Annotated in this window: 15 protein-coding genes and 1 pseudogene; 2 read left to right on the top strand and 14 right to left on the bottom strand. The window is 58.8% G+C overall.

Annotated elements, in window-relative coordinates:
- Window positions 1-19 precede the first annotated feature (19 nt).
- Complete coding sequence (locus RHM58_RS13820) at window positions 20-2,680, top strand: RHS repeat domain-containing protein (RefSeq protein WP_322270581.1); 2,661 nt, start codon at window positions 20-22, stop codon at window positions 2,678-2,680.
- A 73-nt stretch (window positions 2,681-2,753) separates the two neighbouring features.
- On the opposite strand, the gene RHM58_RS13825 is transcribed toward RHM58_RS13820, so the two are convergent.
- The 14 genes and pseudogenes from RHM58_RS13825 to yaaA form a co-directional block, all read right to left on the bottom strand.
- Complete coding sequence (locus RHM58_RS13825; RefSeq protein WP_201200763.1) at window positions 2,754-4,205, bottom strand: mannose-1-phosphate guanylyltransferase/mannose-6-phosphate isomerase; 1,452 nt, start codon at window positions 4,203-4,205, stop codon at window positions 2,754-2,756.
- 210 nt (window positions 4,206-4,415) lie between these two features.
- On the bottom strand, window positions 4,416-5,069 hold the full coding sequence (locus RHM58_RS13835) for an alginate O-acetyltransferase AlgF (RefSeq protein ID WP_322270582.1): 654 nt from the start codon (window positions 5,067-5,069) through the stop codon (window positions 4,416-4,418).
- A 15-nt stretch (window positions 5,070-5,084) separates the two neighbouring features.
- Entirely contained in the window at window positions 5,085-6,260 is a 1,176-nt protein-coding gene (locus RHM58_RS13840) for an alginate O-acetyltransferase (RefSeq protein ID WP_322270583.1), read from the bottom strand.
- An 11-nt stretch (window positions 6,261-6,271) separates the two neighbouring features.
- Window positions 6,272-7,837 carry an MBOAT family O-acyltransferase gene (locus tag RHM58_RS13845; protein WP_201200769.1) on the bottom strand — a complete coding sequence of 522 codons (1,566 nt, stop codon included), beginning with the start codon at window positions 7,835-7,837 and terminating at the stop codon, window positions 6,272-6,274.
- A gap of 256 nt (window positions 7,838-8,093) precedes the next feature.
- Entirely contained in the window at window positions 8,094-9,227 is a 1,134-nt protein-coding gene (locus RHM58_RS13850) for a mannuronate-specific alginate lyase (RefSeq protein WP_201200771.1), read from the bottom strand.
- An 11-nt stretch (window positions 9,228-9,238) separates the two neighbouring features.
- On the bottom strand, window positions 9,239-10,702 hold the full coding sequence (locus RHM58_RS13855; RefSeq protein WP_322270584.1) for an alginate O-acetyltransferase: 1,464 nt from the start codon (window positions 10,700-10,702) through the stop codon (window positions 9,239-9,241).
- A gap of 10 nt (window positions 10,703-10,712) precedes the next feature.
- Window positions 10,713-12,299, bottom strand: coding sequence for a mannuronan 5-epimerase AlgG (gene algG, locus RHM58_RS13860; protein ID WP_322270585.1), 1,587 nt, complete (start codon window positions 12,297-12,299; stop codon window positions 10,713-10,715).
- A gap of 26 nt (window positions 12,300-12,325) precedes the next feature.
- Window positions 12,326-13,810: an alginate export family protein gene (locus tag RHM58_RS13865; RefSeq protein WP_201200777.1), complete on the bottom strand. Its 1,485-nt coding sequence runs from the start codon at window positions 13,808-13,810 to the stop codon at window positions 12,326-12,328.
- Window positions 13,807-15,184, bottom strand: a pseudogene (gene algK, locus RHM58_RS13870) (alginate biosynthesis TPR repeat lipoprotein AlgK). Before algK ends, RHM58_RS13865 begins: the two are co-directional and overlap by 4 nt.
- A gap of 138 nt (window positions 15,185-15,322) precedes the next feature.
- Entirely contained in the window at window positions 15,323-16,495 is a 1,173-nt protein-coding gene (locus RHM58_RS13875; protein ID WP_201200786.1) for an alginate biosynthesis protein Alg44, read from the bottom strand.
- Window positions 16,496-16,531: 36 nt separating this feature from the next.
- Window positions 16,532-18,013, bottom strand: a complete 1,482-nt coding sequence (alg8, locus tag RHM58_RS13880; RefSeq protein WP_416195309.1) for a mannuronan synthase — start codon at window positions 18,011-18,013, stop codon at window positions 16,532-16,534.
- A gap of 183 nt (window positions 18,014-18,196) precedes the next feature.
- Window positions 18,197-19,513, bottom strand: a complete 1,317-nt coding sequence (locus RHM58_RS13885; RefSeq protein ID WP_201255853.1) for a nucleotide sugar dehydrogenase — start codon at window positions 19,511-19,513, stop codon at window positions 18,197-18,199.
- 491 nt (window positions 19,514-20,004) lie between these two features.
- Entirely contained in the window at window positions 20,005-20,301 is a 297-nt protein-coding gene (locus RHM58_RS13890; RefSeq protein ID WP_322270586.1) for a hypothetical protein, read from the bottom strand.
- Window positions 20,302-20,329: 28 nt separating this feature from the next.
- Window positions 20,330-21,109, bottom strand: a complete 780-nt coding sequence (yaaA, locus tag RHM58_RS13895; RefSeq protein WP_322270587.1) for a peroxide stress protein YaaA — start codon at window positions 21,107-21,109, stop codon at window positions 20,330-20,332.
- 311 nt (window positions 21,110-21,420) lie between these two features.
- On the opposite strand from yaaA, the gene RHM58_RS13900 reads away from it, so the two are divergent.
- The gene (locus RHM58_RS13900) at window positions 21,421-22,545 is read left to right on the top strand and encodes a polysaccharide deacetylase family protein (protein ID WP_322270588.1); all 1,125 of its coding nucleotides are present in this window, start codon (window positions 21,421-21,423) and stop codon (window positions 22,543-22,545) included.
- Window positions 22,546-22,729: the final 184 nt, after the last annotated feature.

The following is a 22,729-nucleotide window of genomic DNA, read 5'->3' on the forward strand; positions in this document are numbered from 1 at the left end:
GAGCCGCCGGGCGAATTCGATGAAAAACTCCCAGATGAGCATGCACCGCAACACCCCAAGATTGACGGCGTTCGATCCACGTAGCCTGGCTGTGCGTTCAGTGGATTACCACCGTGATGTTTTTGGCGACTCAACTCAGGCTCGGGTCAACCGCACTGTCTATGACGCGGCGGGTCGAGGGATTGGCCAGTGGGATCCGCGCCAGTTTCAGAAGGCTTCGGCACCAGCCAACGTGAGGTCAATCCATGGTCTGGGTGGTGCCGATCTGTTCACCGATAGTGTCGACGCCGGATGGCGGGTCGGTTTAGTGGGTGAGGCACTGCTGTTGCTGGAACAGTGGGATGGGCGCGGCACTTGGCGGCAGACTCGTTACGACGACCAGTTGCGGCCCGTGTCGGTGTTTGAGAACGGTGATTCCACGGAGCAGCTTGCCTATGGTGACGAGACGCTCAGCGGCGGCAACCAGTGCGGACGATTGATTCGTCATGATGATCCGGCAGGTGTTTTGCTGTTTAACAGCTATGGGTTGGCCGGCGCGGTGGTGGAGCAAGAACGCCGTTTCGCCAGCGAATCGAGTCCGGGTTTTGTCAGTCAGTCACGATTGGCCCCGTTGGGCGACGTGCAGTCCCAAATAGATGCGCAGGGGAACGAACAGCGATTCAGTCAGACACTTGATGGGCAGTTGCGCGCGGTGGATTTGCGCCTGAACAACACCACCGAATGGCTGCCGATGGTCAGCGCCATCCACTACAACGCTCACGGCCAAGTTGAACAGGAAGTGGCCGGTAATGGCGTGGTTACGCACCTTGAGTACACCGCTGAAGACGGACGGCTCAAACGTTTACTGTCCCGGCTTGGACTGGAAGAACCCTTGCAGGACCTGCGTTACGCCTACGATCCCGTCGGCAATGTGCTAAGCATTGAAGACGCGGCGCTGCCGACCCGCTACTTCGCCAATCAACGCATCGAACCGATCAACTGTTATACCTACGACAGCCTTTCACAGTTGATCGAAGCCAGCGGTTGGGAGGCTGGTGCGCTCAAACAAGGCCCCTTATCCGAACCGACGGAAAGCCTCGCCAACTATCGCCAGACCTATCGCTACGACGACGGCAACAACCTGCTCGAATTGACCCATGTGGGCGCGCAAAACCCCGGCCATCGACTGGTCGCTGCCGCTCATAGCAATCGTTGTTTGCCGGTGCGCGATGGGGTGGAACCGGGCGAAGAGGATTTTCGCCATGGTTTCGACGCCAACGGTAATTTGCTGAACCTGCAACCGGGGCAGGCGTTGAGTTGGGACTTGCGCAATCAGCTAAAGGAAGTAAGACCGGTCGAACGCGATTCTGGCCCCGATGACAGCGAACACTACGTCTATGGCGCCGATGGCATGCGCGTACGCAAGATCCGCTCACTGCAAACCAACGCCCAAATCAACCTCATCGAAACTATTTACCTGCCAGGCCTGGAAGTCCGTACCCACAGCGGCACCGGCGAAGAACTGCACGTAATCAACGTCCAGACCGGGCGCGGCAACGTGCGGGTGTTGCATTGGGAGGCGGAACGCCCGCCGCAAATCGCCAACAATCAACAGCGCTACAGCCTGACTGATCATCTGGGTTCCAGCACCCTGGAACTGGATCAACACGCCAACATCATTACTCAGGAGCGCTATTACCCGTTCGGCGGCACGGCTTGGTCCAACGGCGAAGCGGTGCAGGTCAGTTACAAGACCGTGTGTTATTCAGGCAAGGAACGGGATGCGACGGGGCTGTATTACTACGGGTTCAGGTATTACGCGCCGGAGCGCCAGCGATGGTTGAATCCCGATCCGGGCGGCGTGATTGATGGCCTGAATCTCTATGGTTTTGTAAAGAACCGACCCATTAGCTTGTCCGATCAAAACGGCTTGTTCGGGCAGTCACGTTATCACCGCAGCGACTCGACTCAGGCAGTTGCTGAACTGATTGAAATTTTTAATCGCCCAACTGAAGGCCAATCTCGAGTCTATCGCGGTAACGAGCGCGAGGTGCTGGGTAGGAGGATTGAAGGGCTGGCGGCGCTAAGCCAAAACTTACCCGGGCTCATGGAGTATGCCGAAGGTGGAAACGGAGTCTCTGACCAAATTAATTTCCATCTTCGTGGTTTAAGTACTTCAGAAACAGAAATCAAAAGTATCGTGGAAAATTTCAAGGCTGAGGTGAAAACCCTACCTGATTACCAAGGAGTGGCTTATCGGGCATTGAGAGTCAATGCAGGCGTTTTTGGTGGCACGGTAAAGATTGGAAGTATTGTGGCAGATCGAGGATTCATGTCGGCCAGTGTAGTGCCTCATAGTGTGATTGGTTGGTTAGAAAACTGGGCCGATCACAAGGCGGAATCAACGCCCGGCCAGCAAAGGGTCATCTTGGTATTTGATGAACAGACGCCGAAGAAAGTCGCCGCTACTGGCTTTCTTGCCGATCATCTGCTGATTGAGCCGCTGGCCCAGTTCAAGGTCAGTGAGATTCACCACACTGGGGCAGTCGAGGCGGGTAATCGATTGACTGTCGTCGGCCTCCAGAGTGCGAAAGACACAAGTCGCCATAAAATTAGAGACCTGAGATCCGGAGAGGTTTTACTACCGGCAATCAATCCAGGATGGTTATCAAGAGTTCGAAGCAGATTGTCTCCGGTGTAAAAAAGCCCCCACCCAACCCACTGCGGATAGGGACGCAGCGGGCTGGACGAGGGCTTCTTGTGTTACCGGTCAATCACTGCGCGATGGTTTTCACCGACACGCCGCGTTCGATCGGGGTGGAGCGACCGTAGATATCTTCAAACCGCTCGATATCGTCTTCGCCTAAATAGCTGCCCGATTGCACTTCGATGATCTCGAGTGGAATCTTGCCCGGGTTGCGCAGGCGGTGGACCGAAGCAATCGGAATGTAGGTCGACTGGTTTTCACAGAGCAGGAACACGTTTTCGTCGCAGGTCACTTCAGCGGTGCCGCTGACCACGATCCAGTGTTCGGCGCGGTGGTGGTGCATTTGCAGCGACAGGCATGCGCCCGGCTTGACCGAGATGTGCTTGACCTGGAAACGCCCGCCCATGTCCACCGAGTCGTAGGAGCCCCACGGACGATAGACTTCGCAGTGGTTCTGGGTTTCGCTGCGGCCCTGTTCGTTGAGAGTGTTGACCATTTGTTTCACGCCTTGGACCGAGTCCTTGTGGGCGATCATCATGGCGTCCTTGGTTTCGACGACCACGATGTTTTCCAGGCCGATCACCGACACCAGTTTACCGTTGCCGTGGATCATGCAGTTTCTGCTGTCCTGGATAACCACGTCACCTTTGGAGACGTTGCCGTTGGCGTCTTTTTCATTCACTTCCCACAGCGACGCCCAGCACCCGACATCACTCCAGCCGGCGGTCAGCGGCACGACGCATGCACGCTGGGTTTTTTCCATCACTGCGTAATCGATGGAGTTGTCCGGGCAGCAGGCGAAGGTGGCTTCGTCGAAGGTGATGGTGTCGGCATCTTGCTCGCTGCGCTCAAGGGTCAGCAGGCAGGTGTCGTAGATGTCCGGGTCGTGCTTTTTCAGCTCTTCGAGGAAGCGGCTGGCGCGGAACAGGAACATGCCGCTGTTCCAGAAATAACCGCCGGACTCAACGTATTCGGTGGCGCGTTTGACGTCGGGTTTTTCAACGAAATGCGACACGCGGCTGACGCCTTCGGGCAGCAGCGAATCATTGGTCGACTTGATGTAGCCGTAACCGGTTTCCGGTTTGGTAGCCGGTACGCCGAACAGCACCATTTCGCCGTTTTCGGCAGCGACGGTGGCCAGGGCCAACGCACGTTGCAGGGCTTTCTGGTCTTCCAGCACGTGGTCGGCCGGGAGCACCAGCATCAACTCGTCGCGACCTTCATTGACCAGCATCATCGCGGTCAGGGCTACCGCCGGTGCGGTGTTGCGACCGAACGGTTCCATCAGGATGCGCTGCACTTGCAGCTTACGGGTACTCAGTTGCTCGTTGACGATAAAGCGGTGGTCCTTGTTACAGACCACGATCGGGGTGTCCATGCCCTCGAACACCAGGCGCTCCAGGGTTTGCTGGAACAGCGTGTGCTCGCCGGTCAAGGCCAGGAACTGTTTGGGGAACTGTTTACGCGAAAGCGGCCAAAGACGTGAGCCGCTACCACCTGACAAGATTACCGGAATCATGTTGTTACTCCTTAAAATCGATTGGTTAGAGCTACTGCGTTCTGTCGTTTCACTCTTGTTCTTATTCCGCATCTGGATTGGCACCTCGGTCCTGGGTGGGAGCGGGCTTGCTCGCGAAAGCGGTGTGTCAGGCAACATCAACGTCGACTGACACGCCCTCTTCGCGAGCAAGCCCGCTCCCACAGGGGAATGGGCCAATCCGAAAAATCTTTAGCGCGTCGAAACCGGGCGTTTTACCCAGACTGGCGACAGGCTGCTGCCGCTGCCGGTGACGTACAGCACGGCCGCTTCACCGCGTTCCAGGGCAACCGGTTTTACGTCGCCGACTTTGGTCGCGCCGTCATACAGGGCCAGGCTGACTTTCACCGGGTTGATTTCACGCTCGCCACGCCCCTTGGCCGCGACCGACGGAACCACTTCAGTCTTGCCGTCGGCGGTTTTCAGGGTCAGGGCCTTGTCGCTCAGGTTCTGCACGCGAACCAGGGATTTTTGCTTGTTCTTGAACGGCGGCTCTTCGATCAGTTGTGGCGCGCCGCTGGCGTTGTTGACCAGGGTGTAATAGTGGTCACCGGCGAGTTTCACCGGCAGGCTCTGACTGCCGACCTTGGCGCTGTAATCGCCGCCCGGCATGAAGCTGAAATCGCTGCTGGCCAGTGGTGCCACATCGTTGAGCGCAGTGGTGCCGACGGTGGCGCTGACTTCAGCGTTACTGGCGTTGTAGATCCGCACGAAGGTCGAACCTTTCGGTGCGGTCGGGCCGTAGAGTGCGGCGTCGCCAGCGAAGGCGGACATCGACAACACGCTCATGCCAGCGACGAGAGCAAAGGTCTTGGCGAGACGGCGAGGAGTAGTAGTGAAAGTCATGGGTGTACCTCTCTTTCAGTTTTGCGCCCGGTCGGGCGTCTCGGATTTAGTGGTTGCAGCTACGTTTTGTTGGCGAACGCCGGCTTCTTTAAGCTCTGCGACCCACTGCGGGTCGGCGTCACCGATTTCGTTGTTCACAGGCAGATAACGTTCAGGAAACTCCCAGATCAGCACCTGTGGCGGGCTGTTCTTGAAAGCATCGCTTTCCAGGTAGGTGAGCATCGGCAGGATCGGGCCGTGGCCGTCTTCGGAGTAATTGACCACGTCGCTGTGCAGCGCTTGTTTCAGCGCACCGACGAAGTTCCAGTTCGGGTTGGCGCTGTAGCTGGTGCCGATCAGGGCCACCGGCACTTCGTTGTTGGCGAACAGGGCGTCATCACCGGCAGGCGGGTTGTCAGCGGCCACGGTGTTGCGCTTCTGCAACGGCTCGGTGGCCGGCATCAGGTTTTCGAACAGCGGGTCCAGCGGCAGGAACAGTCGCAGGTCGCCTTTGTGGGTGACTTTTTCCGCAGGTGTGGTGACGAACTTTTGCGGTTCGCCGCTGAGCGGGGTTTTCGCGGAAATAGTCTTGGCCAGGGTTTCGGCGGCGATTTGCGCGCCTTCCGGGGTCCAGTGAGTGTCGGTGCGCAGGAACACTTGCTGACCGCTTTGCTTGGCCTGTTGGAACGGGCCGAGCAGGTCGGGGGCGAGGATCTTGTCGGCCGCCACACGCGCATGGAAGTCCTGGTAGAGATTGGCGTGGATGCTCGCCGGTTTCACTTCACCCAGGTGTTCCGGGTACAGGCGAACCTTGGCCGGGACAATCGCCATCACCAGTTTTATGCCTTTGGCTTTCAGGGTTTGGCGCACGCCTTCGACCAGCGCGTAGTTGCCTTGCAGGTTCAGCTCTTCGTTGACGATCGGGTTGAACTCTTCATCGCTGTACAACCATTGATCGCGACCGAGCACCACGCCCGGACGACCTTCATTGAACAGTTTGAAATCCAGCGCAGCCCAGAGGTTGGTGCCCAGGCGCTTGATCGGGAACTCGGCGTCGTAGTGCGTCTCCACGGCTTTGGTCCAGCGACCGTTGAGCACCGTGGTTTCGGCACTGGTGTTGAAGCCGAAGAAGCTGCGCGTCGACCAAACGCCCAAGGCGAACAGCGTCAACAGGAACAGGGCGATGTAGAGGATGCGTAATGAGCGGGTCATGGTCAGATCCCTCAGAACTGGAAGTAAAGGAACGGCGAGAAGCTTTGCGCCGAGAGTTTGAAAATCGAGGCGATGAACAACACCAGTACCAGCGTGCGCATCACGTAGCGCGACCAGTCAGCGGTCCAGTAAGCCGGTTGCACGGTGGCTTCAACGCCGACGGTGTAGCCCGGTTCGTGGATGCTGGCCGGGTTGTCGCCCGGTACGGCTTTGATCATTCCAGGCGTGGCGCTCGCCGGGCCATCGGCCTCGACATTCACGGCAGGCTTGGTCTTTTCCGGCGGACGATTGGTGTAGAAGTCACGAATGCCGAAGAACGCCAGGGTCATGTAAGCCACGATCAGCGTCGCGACTTGCAGGCCGGTGAGGCTGGCCTGGTTGAGTTCCGACAGTGACCATTCGCCGAAGCTGAACATCGCGCCGTACATGCGACCGGCGACGTGCAGGTTTTCCGAGCGGAAGATCACCCAGCCCATCACCACCAGCAGGAAAGTCAGCGCCCAGCGGATCGGGTTGATGCTGCGCGGCGAGGTGTTCAGGCCCAGGGCCTTTTCAATCGCCAGCCACATGCCGTGCCAGGCACCCCAGACGATGTAGGTGATGTTCGCGCCGTGCCACAGACCACCGAGGAGCATGGTCAGGAACAGGTTGCGATAGGTCATCAACGTACCTTTACGGTTACCGCCGAGGGTGATGTACAAGTAGTCACGCAGCCAGGTGGACAGGCTGATGTGCCAGCGCCGCCAGAACTCGGTGATCGACTGGCTGATGTATGGCTGCTTGAAGTTTTCCATGAAGCGGAAACCCATCATCAAGCCCAGGCCGATGGCCATGTCGCTGTAGCCGGAGAAGTCGAAATACAGTTGCGCGGTGTAGGCCAGGGCGCCGAGCCAGGCATCACCCGTGGTCGGGGCTTGCAAGGCGAAGCAATGGTCGGCCACCACCGCGAGGGTGTCGGCGATAAAGACCTTTTTGATGAAACCCTGCATGAACCGCGTGCAACCCTCGGAAAACTTGTCGAGGGTGTGGGTGCGGTTGTTGAACTGGTCGGCGAGGTCGCGGAAACGCAATACCGGGCCGGCAATCAAGTGCGGGAAGATCGCCACGAACGCCGCGAAGTCGATCAGGTTACGGGTCGCCGGGGTGTCACCACGGTAGACGTCGATGATGTAGCTGATGGACTCGAAGATGTAGAACGAGATCCCGATCGGCAACAGCACGTGGGTCAGGATGAACGGCGATAGCCCAACCGAGGTCATCATCGCGTTGATGCTGTCGACGCCGAAGTTGGCGTACTTGAAGTAGCCAAGAATGCACAAGTCGACGGCCACGCCCAGGAGCAACCAGCGCTGGGCCGGTTTGGTCCGCACGCCAGCGGCACCGACCTTGAGGCCGATCCAGTAATTCCATAGCGTGACGGCGGCGAACAACGCGAGGAAGTCCACGCGCCACCAGGCATAGAACACGTAGCTGGCGATCAGCAGCAGCAAGTTGCGATAGCGAATCCCGCTTAGGTAGTACAAGCCGAGAAAGATCGGCAAGAACAAAAACAGGAACACATTGGACGAAAATACCATCCCGATCTCTCCATGTTTAACCAACAGTCAAGGGCCAACGGCCCCCCAAACCCCCCACCAAAAGCCGGGGGACACATCACACAAAAAACTGGGCCTCACACTTACCCTGTGGCGAGGCGGCTTGCCCCCGTTCGGCTGCGAAGCAGTCGTAAACCGGCCAACGCGTTTTGCCTGTTTCACCGCGTTGTCGGGTTTTGGGGGCGCTGCGCACCCCAACGGGGGCAAGCCCCCTCGCCACAGTGGATAGTGCTAAGGCTTATGAGCCCTTGTTACCTTTTTCATTGGCCGGGTCGTAGACCTTGGTCAAATCCCCACCCAAACGGAACGTCTTGAACGGCTGCATCTTGTGCTTCTGTGCCAGCACATCCGGCGAGCAGGTGTAGAGCGAGCAGAACGGTTCGAGCCAGGCGAATTTCGAGTCGACCTTGAGGTCTTTCATGTCCTGTTCCTTGCCGTTCTTTTTCTCGAACTCTTGCGGATCTTTCACACCGGAAAGCACGCGATCCCCCAGGCGTTTAAGCGCGCCGTTGTTTTCCTGACGCAAATCCACCCCGTTGACCAAGGCAAAACTGGCGATCATCGACAGCGGCGGCAGGGCGTAGTTGTGATAGGAGAGGGCGCGTTGCTGGCGCTTGAGTTCGTTCGGCAGGAAGCCATCGGCGTCGATCTGATTGGCGCCGATTTTGTATTCCTTCACCGACCAGTCGAACAGGTCGCGGCGGTTGGTGGCGATGGACGTTGCCATCACCGACCAGGCGGACCAGTACGAATGGTTGTTGGTTTTGTCGAGCGGCAGGTTGTCCCAATCGCTGACCACCTGGTCGGCCATTTTGCTGAACCAGGCTTCGATCAACTGCGACTCTTGCTGGTGGTTGGCCAACGGATGCGAGTCGGAGAACTTCAGGCGAATGTACGAAGAGGCCATGCTGCCCAACGCCCATTTGCGCATCGACTTGCCGGTGTGGTTGAAGTCCTTGGACATCAACGCATCAGCCTTGGCCCAGGCGGTCAACCAGTTGAGCGTGCACTCGAGTTGTTCCGGGCGACCGTCACGCATGAACTGCATCACGCGCTTGCTGGTGCCGCGTTCCAGTTTGGTGATGTCGGACGTGGTGTCACGGAAGGCTTTTTCCGACTGCACGTTCAGGGTCGAACGGGCCTTGTCGGAACCTTCGTATTTGCTGCGAAATTGCAGCGGGCCGGTGTACGGCGTCGGCATCGGATCGCAGCCTTCGCTGTTGTCGCCGGTCTTCATCTTTTCAATCGGCGCGAAGTAACCCTGTGGCGGGCGCAATGGCGCGGCGGCCTGGGTGGCGCCGGCGAACATCGCCAGCGTCAGCAGGGATGGGGCGAGTAACTTTTTCAGCATTCGGGTTTGCATGCATGTCATAAGAGGTAGCCTCATTGTCCGGCTTGAGCGGTGTGTTGCTCAGCGCCAGGGAACACGTTGCGTTTGCAGATTTTCGCTTCGACTTTTTGCGGCGCGGCACCCGGTTCTTCAGGGCCTTGGACTTCGACGGCCAGCAAGTTCTGCGTGGCCCAGTCTTCGTCGGTGCGCAACTCAAAGGCGAAACGCCCGTCAGTGTCGGAGGTTTCCGGTTTTTCGATTTTGATGTCCTCGTGGCGACCGTTCATGTACCAGAGGGTGGCGTGCAGGACTTTCACCGACGCGTCGGCAAACTGGATGTCGACCTGATGCCCGCTGTTTTGCAGGTTCAGGTTCTTGCTGTTGACCATCAATTCATTTTTGCCCGGCTTCAGTGTGGTGCTGCCGGTCATCTGGGTTTCCTTGCCTTCGCAACCGTTGTCCAGCAGCGCCATCATCTGGCGGTAGATGGTTTGCTGGTCGAGGCGATAGAGCGGCGAGAATTCCCAGATCAGGATTTTCGGCGGTTTTTTCTGGAACTCTTCGCTGCCCAGGTACTGCAGCATCGAACCTTCCAGACCGCCGCCAGGGAACGCCACGTTGAGGATGTCGGCGCCGATGGCCTCTTCGAGGAAACCGGCGAAGTTGTAGTTCTTGCCACTGTGGCTGGTGCCGACCAGGGTGATCTCCGGATTGCCGGAGTCACCGAACAGATCGCCATCCGCCGCTTCGCCCTTGGGCTCCGTGGTGAACTGATCCATGTACTGGATCGCGTAGCTGGTGCCACAGAGTTGACCGGCCATGTTGTGCAATGTTCCGGTCTTACCCATGCGACCCGACTTATGGCTCTCGAATTCGCGTTTCGGCACGTCAGCGAAGGCCGGCATTTTCTTGATTTGCTCACCGACGATTTTCGCCGTGCGCTGGGCGCCATACGGCGTCCAGTGTTGGTCGCCGCGGAAGTAGAAATCGTGGGCCGGCAGGGTGTCGGGCAGCGTTTCGTTGGTCAGTGGCGACAGGTCCGGCACGGTATAACCCATGGCGGCGAAACGGCCGAGCATGGTCTTGTAATTCTTCAGGGCCTTGTCGAAATCGTACTTGGCCTTGTCTTCCGGATTGAGTTTGTTGCGGTTCACCAGGCCTCGGGTCGGCTGGTAGACGACCACCAGTTCCACGCCTTTGCTCTTGAACGCATCGTGCAGTTCTTTCATGCGTTTGTAGCCGGCCGGGGAGGTGTCGAACTCGGTGCGCAAGTCTTCTTGCGTACGGAACAACCAGTCGCCCTGGGCCTGCACCAGCGTGGTGAAGTTCTGCTGATAACGGGTGGTGTAGTTCTTCGCGTCGTGGGCTTCCGGGCACAGGTTGCAGCACGGGTCGGCGGTGAACTTCGGTGCCGTTGCGCTGGCGGCGGCATCGTCGGCACGGGCGCCGGCGCTGGCCGCGAGAATGCCGGCGGTCAGGGCCGACAGGCTGAGTAATTTGATCAAGTGTGGGTGCATAAAATTATCCTCAGTCCCGCATTTCGGTCTGGCGTTCGACAGGGTCGATCAGCACGGCTTTCTGCTGGCGCACCAGCAGGTCGAGAATTTCATCCTGACGGTCGCCAAGAATCCCGTTGAAGCTGATGCCGCTGGATTTGGTCGGCGCGAGCATGGACACGCGATACAACTCGACGCTCAGCGGCGAGTCGATGGACAGCGGTCCACTGCCATTACCGGCCAGTTCGCCGCCGACCACGATCAGCGACACTTGCGCGTCGAACGGGTCGAGCTTGATGTCCCGGTCGGTGTCGCTCAGGTCCTTGATGTGGCCGTAGACACCGGTCAGGCCGTTGGCCAGGGCGAGGTTTTCGTAGAGGCGAATGTTCACGCTGTTACGAATCCGGATGCCGTGGCGCTTGTTGCTGATCACCTTGTTGCCCCACAACAGGTTGTCGCCACTCTCGTAGAGGGTGATGCCGTCGGTGTGGTTCTTGTAGATCTCGTTGTAGGCGATCAGGTTGTTCACGCTGTTACGGTCGATCACCAGCCCCGAAAGGTGGTTGTCGTAGCTGCGGTTGTTGAAGATGAAGCTGTTGTTGACCTCGCGGGAAATGATGATCCCGTGCTTCTTCTTGGTCCCGTGAACGGTGTTGTCGGCAATGATCAAACCGTGGGAACGGTCATGCGGGTCAATGCCGTAGACGATGTTGTCTTTGTAGGTGTTGCCCTTGACCACGAAGTCGCGGGTTTCGTAGCAGTAGAAGCCGTACCACATGTCCGAGAACTCGGAGCCGACGATCCAGCCAGTCGGTTCAGGACGCTTGAGCACCTTGGCCATGTTCGGCGTGTATTGGGAAATACTCACGCCGTAGGACTTACTGTTGGCGTAGCCGAAACTGGCGATCTTGCTGTTGGCGATGTAGGTTTCGGTGCCGCCCCAGGACAGCAGGAACGGACGGAATTCCTTCGGCGTCTTGAACAGCGCCGGGCCATTGTTTTTCTCGCTCCACCCAGTGATTTTGGTATCACGCACAAACAACTGGCCGTCGTTGACCAAGAACGATCCGGCCTCTTGGGACAGGCGCAATTCCTGGGTTTGCTTATCGATTTCGAGGATGCCCTTGCGGCCGACCACGATCGGCAACTTCGCCAGGAACACACCCGGCGAGGTTTCGCTGAAATACTTCGGCTCTTTCTTGGCCAGGTCCTTGAGGTTCATGTAACCGTCGTCGACGAAGATCGCCTGCGGGATGCCGTGCTGACGCACCACCCACTCGGCCATCTTGTTGTCGCCGCCGATGAAGTCCTTCAAGGCGTCTTCTTGCATCATCCGGCGCACGCTGATCTTGCCCGGTTTGGTGCGGACGATTTTTGCGGCAATGGCCTCCGCGGTGTAGCCGGACAGGTCTGGCAGTTTCGGTGCGGCCAGGTCCAGCGGCGCGGTCGGTGCGCTGCTGACGGTGTAGGTCTTGGCTTGCTGCAAGCCCTTGGCCAGGGTCGCCGGTTGGCCTTTTTGCAAAGGCGCAGCCGGTTCCGCATTGGCGAAGGCCACCGAGCTGGCCAGCAACATCGCGCCGGCCAGCAAGGTGATCGAGCCTCTCTTCGGATGGGTCATGTCGGGGACTCCCTTCGCGGTTCGCATCAGAAGCGCCAGATCACGTCGATGAACGCGCGGTGCATGTACGAATCAACTTGTTTGCCATAGGCATCGCCGGGCTTGAACACGCCGCCGCGGAAACGCACCAGGGCCGAAGGCTCATCGATCGACTGGCTCAAAGCGGCGGGCAACAGCCCTTGCTTGAAGTACTTGGTGACCACCAGGTCCATTTCCTGACCGAGGTCTTTGTTGCCATCTTCCAAAGGCAGCGAGGTGCTGGAGAGGATCGCTCCGGTGGCGTCGTCGGTGTTGTTCTGGACGGCGTTGATGCCGTTGCTGCCCACCGGTTTGTTGCCGTCCACGCGCCAGAACTTGTGGTAGATCAGGCTGGCGTCGTATTCGTCGTTGAGCATCCACGAACCGAACAGGGTTGCGGTTTGCATGTTGTTCATTTCGCCACGGAAGGCTTCGCCGAAACGGTGAACCCGCGAGCGAGTACCGGTGTAGTTCGAGCGGTTGCTTTCCAGGCCGTTCTGTTCGTAATCGGCGCTGGCGCGGGCATACGCTGCACCGACTTGCCATTGCGGATCGAGGCGCAGGCGCACGCCGATATCGGTGGCCCAGCCATTGAGGTCTTCACCACGCTTGGCTTCGGCCGGGCGGGTGCCATCGGCGTTGAGCGCGTTGACCGTGTCGGTGTCGCCGCTCATGCCGGTGATGCTGCCCCAGTAATTAACCGTATTGGTGTTGCGCCAGTTGTAGGCGTCGCTGTCGGCGGTGAGGCCAAGCCAGGTGAGGTCGCCGTTCTGTTTCTTGTCCAGCGAGTCGCCGGCTACGCCCGGTTCCGGGTAGTCGAGCTTGCCGTCATCGTGGGTGTGATGACCGCGAATGCCGACCCAGTTGCCCGGCGTCCACTGGTACGCCGCATCGGCGTAGGTGTGCAGGCGATCCTTGTCTTTTGGTGCCAGCTCTTTCAAGTCGGTGCGATATTCGCTGAAGCGTTCGGCGACACCGGCGTTGGCGCGCAACAGGGTGGTGTCGAAGGTCCAGTTCAGGGCTTCGATGTTGGTGTCGCGCCATTGGCCGTCGTCATTGCGCAGGCGTTGGCGACCGAACTTGAGCATCTCGCCGGGGTAAGGCGTGAGGCCGCTGTAGCCGACCCAGAACTCGCGCATGGCCAGGTAGTTTCTCTTCGACGTGCGATCACCGCTGTTGGTGGTCTGGTTGACGTCGTCGGCCTGTTGCAGGGTGTCGGTTTCGATGATGTCGGTGGACGTCACGGCTTGACCCATGGCGTAGGCGCTCCACGCACCGCGTTCACCGTAGACCCATGGACGCAGGTCGAGGCCGATGCCATTGACGTCGCCGCCGGGCGCGGTGCCGAGGTCGGCGTCATCTTCGGACTGGCCGGTGATCTTCACTTCCAGGCCGTAGTTCTTGGCTTCGGTCATGGCTGCCAGGGTCGGACACGACCACAGCAGGGCGAATGTCAGGCCAATACCGGCCTGTACAAATGGATTCAACTTCATAGGGATTCCTCGCCGTCTTCTTCTTGCAGGGCATGCAAATCCAGCTTGTTCTGGCTCGAGGCACCGCGAACGGCCTGTTCTTGTTTCAACAGGCGTTGGGCCTCGGCGAGCTGGGCAGGCGGCAGTTGGGCTTCTAATGTTGTCGCGAGCTCATTGGCTTGCGGGGTGTCCTGAGCCTTGGCCAACTGGCTGAAGACGTAAGCGTTGAGCGGGTTGGGCTTGGTGCCCTTGCCTTGGGAAAACAGTTGGGCGATGGCGAAGTCGGCGCTGTTCTGGCCGTTGCGCGCAGCGGTCAGCAGGTGGTCCAGGGCTTTCTGCGAATAGACTTTGCCCAGGTAACCACGGCGGTAAATCTGGCCGAGGTAGTAATCGGCGGCGACTTCGCGGCCGACGGCTTTCTGGAAATGTTCTTCGGCGACCTTGGCGTCCGCCGGCACCCATTTGCCTTCGTAGTAGAGCTTGCCCAGCAATAGTTCGGCGCGGGGTTGATCCGCCGCGCGACCGTTGTCCAGGTACTTCATCATCGTGTCGATGTCACCGAGTTCCGGGAAGTCGTAGAGCAACTGCGCCAGGCTGACCCAGGACGCGGGGTAGCCAGGCGCGATGCCTTCGAGCAGCGACTGCGCGGTTTTCTCGTCGGTCTTGCCGAGGGTCGCATCGCCCAGTACGCGGGCCACGCTGTCCACTCGCTGAGCGGAAACCGTGCCACGCGCATGAGCGGCTTGCATCTGCTTGATCAGCTCGGCTTGTTTCTCTGGCTCGGCTTTTTCTGATAAACCGTGGCCAGTTCGACGTAGCAGACATCGGTGGTGTTCAACGCGGCTTTGCAGATGGATTCGACTTCATCCAGGTGCTGGTCGTAAGTGCCTTGGGTGCGATAGAGCAGCACCTGGGCCAGGCCCGCTTCCGGTTTGCCTTCGGCGCGCCACTTGCTGATTTGCTGCTGGGCGTTGATGTTCGGGAAACTGTGGGGATATTGCAGGTACAACATCGCCAGCGGGATCAGGGTGTTGCCTTCGCCATTGGCCGAGGCTTTTTCAACAGGCCTTCGGCTTCGTGCTGTTCGGCTTCGGTCGAGCCGGGCTTGGCCACCAGCAGACGACCCAGGCGAGCCTGGGCGCGGGGCGAGGTGTCGGCCGCGGCACGGTACGTCGCCTCGGCCAGTTTCATTTGGGCCGGGTCACGGCTGTCGACCTGAATATCCGCTAGCCCGACCTGGGCTTCGGTGTAACCCATGGCCGCCAGTTGCTGGTAATTCTGCTGCGCCAGCGCGGTGTCGCCGCGCTTGAGGGCTTCGTTGGCCAGACGCTGGTCGGGCAGGCCGGCGCAACCGGCCAGACTCACGGCCAATGCCACGGCACACAGAGAGCCCATGTGGGAGCGGGCTTGCTCGCGAAGCAGGCGCTGCGGTGTATCAGACAAACCGAGTTGACCCTTTCGCGAGCAAGCCCGCTCCCACAGGGACTGCGGTGTGTTCAGGATTTTTTGGATGGTCACAGGCATGTCCTCGACTTAAAGACCGGCGGCCATGGCTTTGTCGATCAGCCAGTTCAGGTTCGGGCCACGATCGCTGTTCACTTCCACCGGGCGACCGGCGAGGGTGGTGTCCAGCGGCTCGTCAGGCTTGATCTGTACGCGGATGTCGGAGGACAGGTCGGCGCTTTTCAGGCTGGTGCTGCTGACGATTTTGCCAGTGCGGGTTTTGTCTTCGCCGGCGATTTCGAAGGTCACTGGCGCACCTGGACGCACGTCGGCGAACTGGCGATAGGTGAAGCGCGCATCGATGTTGGCTTCGCTGTTGCGCGGCACCAGGTTGAAGATCACGTCGCCCTTGCTGGCGTACTGACCGTTGGCGACCAGTTGCTGGGCGACGGTGCAATCGCACGGCGACGTCAGGGTGCCGGTCATTTGCTTGCCGAACAGTTCTTCAACCTTGGCCGGTTGCAACTGCTCTTCGTCCAGATGGCCCTTGAGGACATCGAGCATGCTGGTGCTGAAGGTCGCCAGTGGGGCGCCTTTGGCGGCGACGCCGTCAGCTTTGATCAGGCTTTGCACAGTGCCGTCGCGCGGCATGGTGATGTTCATGCCCGGTACGCTGACGATGCCGGCCTGGGCGTGGCTGACGAAGTACATGCCGTACACCGACTTGAAGATAAAACCGAACGCCGCGAGACCCACGAGGAAGATCGCGAAGCTGAAGGTCACCGCACGCAGACGCCCGAACGGGGTCATGCCGTGGCCGCCATCCTTGACCTTGCGCGCCTTGGTGAAGTTGTCGCGCTGCAGCGTTGCCAGCACTTCACCCATGCTGACGATGTCGCCGGCCAGGTGAGAGGTGATCAGGTGGCGCAGGGTCGAGATGTCCTGGGTTTCCAGGTTCTGGAACTGGCAACCGGCACGGCCGGTCTGGCGATCGTAGGAGCGGATCTGCAACTCCACGTCCATCGCCAGGCCCAGGTTATCGATGACGAACTGCAAGCGAGCCTTGTGCACTTCACCGACGGTCAGGGCTTTCTGGGTGCCGGCGTTAAAGCACAGGCCGCCAGCGGAAAGGTCTTCGACCCGCGCTTCGAGCGGTGCACCGGTGGTCCCGAAAAAGCGCAGCTTGGCCGGGATTTTCACGCGGGCGTGTTGGCGCTGGGCTTCGGATTCATGCACTACGTTGGTGTTCACGGCGGTATTCATATGGGCTATTTCCTGGCTAATTCAATAAGGGGGCGGTCAGACCATCATCAGCAGCACGGCGACAAAAATGCTGCCGGCGGAGAAGGTCATGGTCCGAGACGACCAGGTGTTGAACCAACGTTGAAAGCTGGCGAGATCACGGGTCAATTTGGTGTCCTGGCGAGTCCAGGATTGTTGGTCGAGGCGGAAGAACACGTAGATCTTCACCAGCGCGCCGACGATCTGGTTGTAATAGAGAATGATCGGGTAGGCCGGGCCGATCCGGTGACCGGAGCACGACAGCAGCAGGGTCAGGATCAGGCGGGTGATACCAATCCACAGCAGGTAAGCGAGGATGAACGCGCCGCGCGACTTGAAGCTGGCGATGATCGCCACGGTCAGTCCCAGCAAGGACGTCCACATCGATACGCGTTGGTCAAACAGCACCACCGAAGTGAACAGACCGAGGCGTTTCATCCCCAGGCCCAGGGCGCGGGAGTTCTGGCGCAGGTTGTTGCCGTACCAGCGGAACATCAGTTTGCGGCTGGCCTTGATGAAGCTTTTTTCCGGCGGGTGTTCCACGGTGTGGATCGCGGCGTCCGGTACGTAGAAAGTGTCGTAGCCCAGGCGCATCAGGCTGAACCAGCTCGACTTGTCATCACCGGTCAGGAACTTGAAGCGGCCCAGGCGCCAGTGTTGCAGCGAGTCGCTTTCCACGTCGGCGATAAAGTCCGGGTCGGTGACCACGGTGGCGCGGAATACCGACATCCGGCCGGTCATGGTCAGGACGCGCTTGGACAGGGCCATCGAGCACATGTTGATGTGGCGCTGGGCGAACCGCAGTTTGTGCCATTCAGCCATGACGTAGCCGCCGCGCACTTCGCAGAACTCGTTGGTGGTCAGGCCGCCGACATTGCCGAACAGCTGGAACCACGGCACGGTCTTGAGCACGACGCCTGGGGCGAGCACGGTGTCGCCATCGATCACTGCAACCACTGCGCGGTCGTCCGGCAGGTGGCGGGAGATGGCGCGGAAACCGTAGGCCAGGCCATCGCGCTTGCCGGTGCCGGGAATACGCACGAAGTCGAGCTTGACCCGATCCGGCGGGTTCATCCGGGCCCAAAGACTTTTCACCAGCAACTCATCGGACATTTCGACGATTGAGCAGACCATGGTGGCGGGCAGGCCGCAGTCGATCGCTTCGCGAATCACCGAGCTGTAGACCTGGGCGGTGGTCAGTGCATCGATACGAAAACTGGTGACCATCAGGTACACATGGGACGGGTCTGCCGCTTTACCCAGCTTGCGCACTTTGCGCCGCAGGTGCGGGTAGACGATGTACAGAAAAATCATGCCGCGCACAAAATGCGTGGCACCCATCGAGTAACGCCAGATCCCGATGAAACCAATCAGGAAGATGAAGTCCTTCGACTCGGAGTCGAACGTGGACGCAGGCAACGCCATGGCGATGCCCATCAATAAACTTAGGTAAAACAGCCAACCGGCGGCCTGAAGTAGGCCGTGCTTTAGCCTGTGCATAATCTGCATCCGTCTCTATCTCGGGCGAGCCTGTTGGGTGGCCCGATGGGGTTAAGGCAGGCGAAAAAGCCAGATCAGTTCCCTCGGACCTGTAGGCGCGAGGCTTGCCCGCGAAGGCGGCGAACCTGACACATCACGTCGTCTGGTTCGCCGGCAAGCCTGGCTCCTACAAAGGGCGGTTTGTTACCAGCAGATGCCTTCGGTGCGATCGGTGACGCTGGTGGCTTGAGACATGAAACCGACCAGGTCGACCACTTGCTTGCCGTGTGGAGCCTTTTCCGCCAGGGCGCGGAATTTCTCGTCACGGTTGCCGAGGATGATCACGTCGGAGTTGCTGATCACTTCGTCGAAGTCGGAATTGAGCAGGGACGAGACGTGCGGGATCTTCGACTCGATGTAGTCCTTGTTCGCGCCGTGGACACGGGCGTATTCGACGTTGCTGTCGTAGATGCTCAGGTCGTAACCCTTGCCGATCAGCATTTCCGCCAGATCCACCAATGGGCTTTCGCGCAGGTCATCGGTGCCGGCCTTGAAGCTCAGGCCCAGCAGGGCGACTTTGCGTTTGTCGTGGCTGGAAACGATGTCGAAGGCGTTCTGCACTTGCGACACGTTGCTGCGCATCAGCGAATTGAGCAGCGGCGCGTCAACGTCCAGGGAACTGGCGCGGAAGGTCAGGGCACGCACGTCTTTGGGCAGGCAAGAGCCGCCGAACGCGAAGCCCGGACGCATGTAGTACTGCGACAGGTTCAGGGTTTTGTCCTGGCAGACCACTTCCATCACTTCACGACCATCGACGCCGACAGCCTTGGCGATGTTGCCGATCTCGTTGGCGAAGGTCACCTTGGTGGCGTGCCACACGTTGCAGGTGTACTTGATCATCTCGGCGACAGCGATGTCCTTGCGGATGATCGGCGCGTCGAGCTCTTCGTACAGGGCTTGCAGCACGTCGCCGCTGGCGGTGTCGAACTCGCCGATGACGGTCATTGGTGGCAGGTCGTAGTCGGCAATCGCGGTGCTTTCACGCAGGAACTCAGGGTTGACCGCCACACCGAAATCGACGCCTGCTTTCTTGCCGGAGCAGTCTTCGAGAATCGGGATCACTACGTTGGCTACGGTGCCTGGCAGTACGGTGCTACGAACCACGATGGTGTGGCGGGAGGTCTTGTCACGCAGGACAAAACCGATCTCGCGGCACACGGCTTCGATGTAGTTCAGTTCCAGATCACCATTTTTCTTGCTCGGCGTACCAACGCAGATCATCGACACGTCGGTGTCGCGAATCGCTTCTGCGAAGTTGGTGGTGCCGCGCAGACGGCCGGTCTCGATACCTTTGGTCAGAAGCTCGCCCAAACCCGGTTCAACGATCGGCGACTTGCCGGCGTTGATCATATCGATCTTGTCTTTGGCGACATCTACGCCAATGACGTCATGGCCACGTGCAGACAGGCAACCGGCACATACTGCACCGACGTAACCCAAACCAAATATGCTGATGCGCATCGCATTTACCTCTGTAATGATCAAGCCATTAGATGGCAGGAGTTAATGGTGTTCAGCGGTGATAGTGCACTCGAAAGTGCGGCTTACAGGCGCCACAGTGCCGCATGCAGGCATACTAAGTTCTGAGTGACTCGCTCTAATGAATAGAGAGGTGCACTCAAAATGTGCGCAACGTGGCCTTATTATTATGGTGTGCCCTGTAATGCCGCCCATCCCCTGTTCAGAAGATGTTCGTGCAAAGGTCTTTCGCACTCGATACCTGGCGCTTAGCCAGTGAAATCAAGCGTTTCAATGCTCAAATGAGCATTTTTATTGGGGCGCAGCCTTGGCCTTGTAGGGGATAGTAATGGTGCATATCTCCTGTCCTTTATGTGTTGCCCAAATAAAAGACTCGGCGGCGGAAGTTAATATGACAACTTCGCTACATGAGTCTCGTCTCTGCGTAAGTTATCTCTTACAAGCTCGGTGAGAATAGTTACCGGTGGTATGAGCTACGCATTTGGACATAGTTCCAGCCCGCCCATCGCGAATTCTGAAATTTCTTGAGATATTGAAAAAGATGGCACTGCTTTCATATTGATAGCACTTACCATTTGGGCCTTTATATAAAGGGTTATTATCGAATTAGATGGGTAAGTGCCACTATCGATAAAAATATTTGGTGCCACTACTGAAAAAAATGGCAATTGTCGAGTGAAATAAAATTTAAGAAAGGGTGTGGTGTTTTTCTGGCGCCAATAAGTCGGCGAAAGGAGGGGGAATTGTTGGACTATCAGACGGCGGCGCACGACGAGCGTCGTGCGCCGAATAAGTGCATTACTCCGGCGCGTGATCGCGCAGGAATACCAGGTTGTCCGGTTTGGACTGTTCGGCGTTGTAGCGATAACCCTGGACATCGAACTGCTTGAGGGCGGCCGGGTCGTTGATGCGCTCTTCGATGACAAAACGGCTCATCATTCCGCGGGCCTTCTTGGCGTAGAAGCTGATGATCTTGTACTGGCCGTTTTTCAGGTCCTTGAACTCGGTATTAATGATGCGTGCGTTCAAGGCGCTGCGTTTGACCGCCGAGAAGTACTCGTTGGACGCCAGATTCAGCAGCACGTCGTCGCCCTGGTCGGCCAGCGCTTCGTTCAACCATTCACTGATCCGTGTGCCCCAGAAGGCGTATAGGTCCTTGCCACGGGCATTCGCCAGTTTGGTACCCATCTCCAGCCGATAGGGCATCATCAGGTCCAGCGGGCGCAGCAGGCCGTACAGGCCGGACAGCATGCGCAAATGTTGCTGGGCGTAATCGAAGTCGGCTTCGCTGAAGGTCTGGGCGTTCAGGCCGGTGTATACGTCGCCCTTGAAGGCCAGCAGTGCCTGCTTGGCATTTTCCGCGGTGAACGCCGGGGTCCAGCTGCCGAAACGCGCGGCATTGAGGCCGCCGATCTTGTCGGAGACGTGCATCAGCTCGCTGATCTGCGCTGGTGTGAGATCACGCAGTTGCAGGATCAGTTCCTGGGAGTGGTCCAGGTATTGCGGCTGGGTAAAGCGCTGGGTGGCCGGCGGTGTTTCGTAATCGAGGGTCTTGGCGGGGGAAATCACCATCAGCATGAAGTCGTCTCCTTTAATCGTGGGGGCGATTCTAGGGGTTGTCCGTGTTGACTCCAGCTATCAAGTCCATAGGTGATCGGTGGTTTGGCCATAAGGACTTTTGTGGCGAGGGAGCTTGCTCCCGCTCGAGCGCGAAGCGGTCGCAAAATCCATGTGCAGGTTCTATCTGGAAAGATGGGGCTGCAGCCTTTAGGGCCGCTTCGCAGCCCAGCGGGAGCAAGCTCCCTCGCCACAATGAGTTCCGCGCCGCTGCGGGAGTTGGGTCTGGATCAGCTATAGTGCCGCGCGGGTTTTGTTATGGAGACATCCCATTGCGTATCGTTTTTTTATTCTCGGCCTGGCTATTGAGCTTTGGTGCCATGGCGGCGCCGGGCGATGTGGCGACCCTTGATCGCAGCACCTGGCCAGAACAACTCAACAGCCCGACCTTGTTCGACGTCGCGTCACGGGCTGAAATCCTCATGTTCGCCCGCGTCCTGCTGGCCAGCGAATCCCTGGACGAGGCGGGCCTGGCCCAGCGCCTGGGCCTGCGCACGGTCAATCTGGACTCGGTCAACAGCCTGCGTGAACGTATGTGGCTGCGTCTGCTGGCCAACTACAACTTCGCTCAGCAGAGCTGTGATCAGGATGCATCGTTCTGTTTCCTGGTCGAGGACATACCGACCCTGCGCGAGCAAGCTGCCAAGTTCCAGGTCAGCGATGACAGCTATTACACCAAGTGGGCCGAGCCGAGCCGACTGTTCCATGCCCAGTACCTGGACGAGCAATTGCGCAAGGCCGCGCTGTTTCCGCAAACCAGCAGTGAAGTCGATCGTTTTGGCGACTATGAGCGCAACGGCGACGAGATGCATGACCGGTTGTTTTTGCTGACCTTCGACAGCGCGGCCAACGCCGTCCCGGACAATACGGCCTGGGCGACCGAGTACCTGCGCAAGTCGAACATGAACGGCACCTTCTTCGTCCTCGGCAAGGACATTCAGGCCCGTTTGGCCGAGCGTTCGGTGTCTGGCCTGCAAGCGCTGTATTCACAGCAATGCATTGGCGTGCAGGGCTGGGAGTTCCGTTCCCATAGCCATTGGCAAGACTGGCAGGACTCGGTGAAGCGCAGTGTCGAACTGGTGAAAAACAAACTGCCGGAGAATTACGTGCCGCTGTTTCGTCCGCCCGACGGTCAGCGTCGCTCCGATGCGCAGGGCTTTTTCGAGTCGCAGGGTTTGCAGGTGGCGCTGTGGGACGTCGATCCCCAGGACGGTGCCGGCAAGCTCAAGGGCAGCCAGAGTGCTCAGCGGTTGCTGACTTTGATGTTGCTGTGGCGCCACGGCGTGATCAATTTCAACGTGAAGCAGGATGCCGTGAAAACGTCGATGCCCTGGCTCATCACGCAAACGGCGCAAAGCGGGATCGGTTGGGAAGACTGTCAGGGTGCGTTTCGCTGAAAACTGAAAAAGCCCGCAAACATTGGGGCAGAGGGCAGGGCGGGGTGATTTTCGAGAAGATTTCGATGCAGGCGGACTTCCGACTTTAACGGCACAATGCCTGCACGCCAAGGGCTATTCGTCACTCTGAAAAATAAACTTCAAAAAAACGTCAAAGTGCTTTTTCCTGTCACAGGTTTTGGAG

Source organism: Pseudomonas sp. 10S4 (genome assembly GCF_034344865.1).
GTDB lineage: Bacteria > Pseudomonadota > Gammaproteobacteria > Pseudomonadales > Pseudomonadaceae > Aquipseudomonas.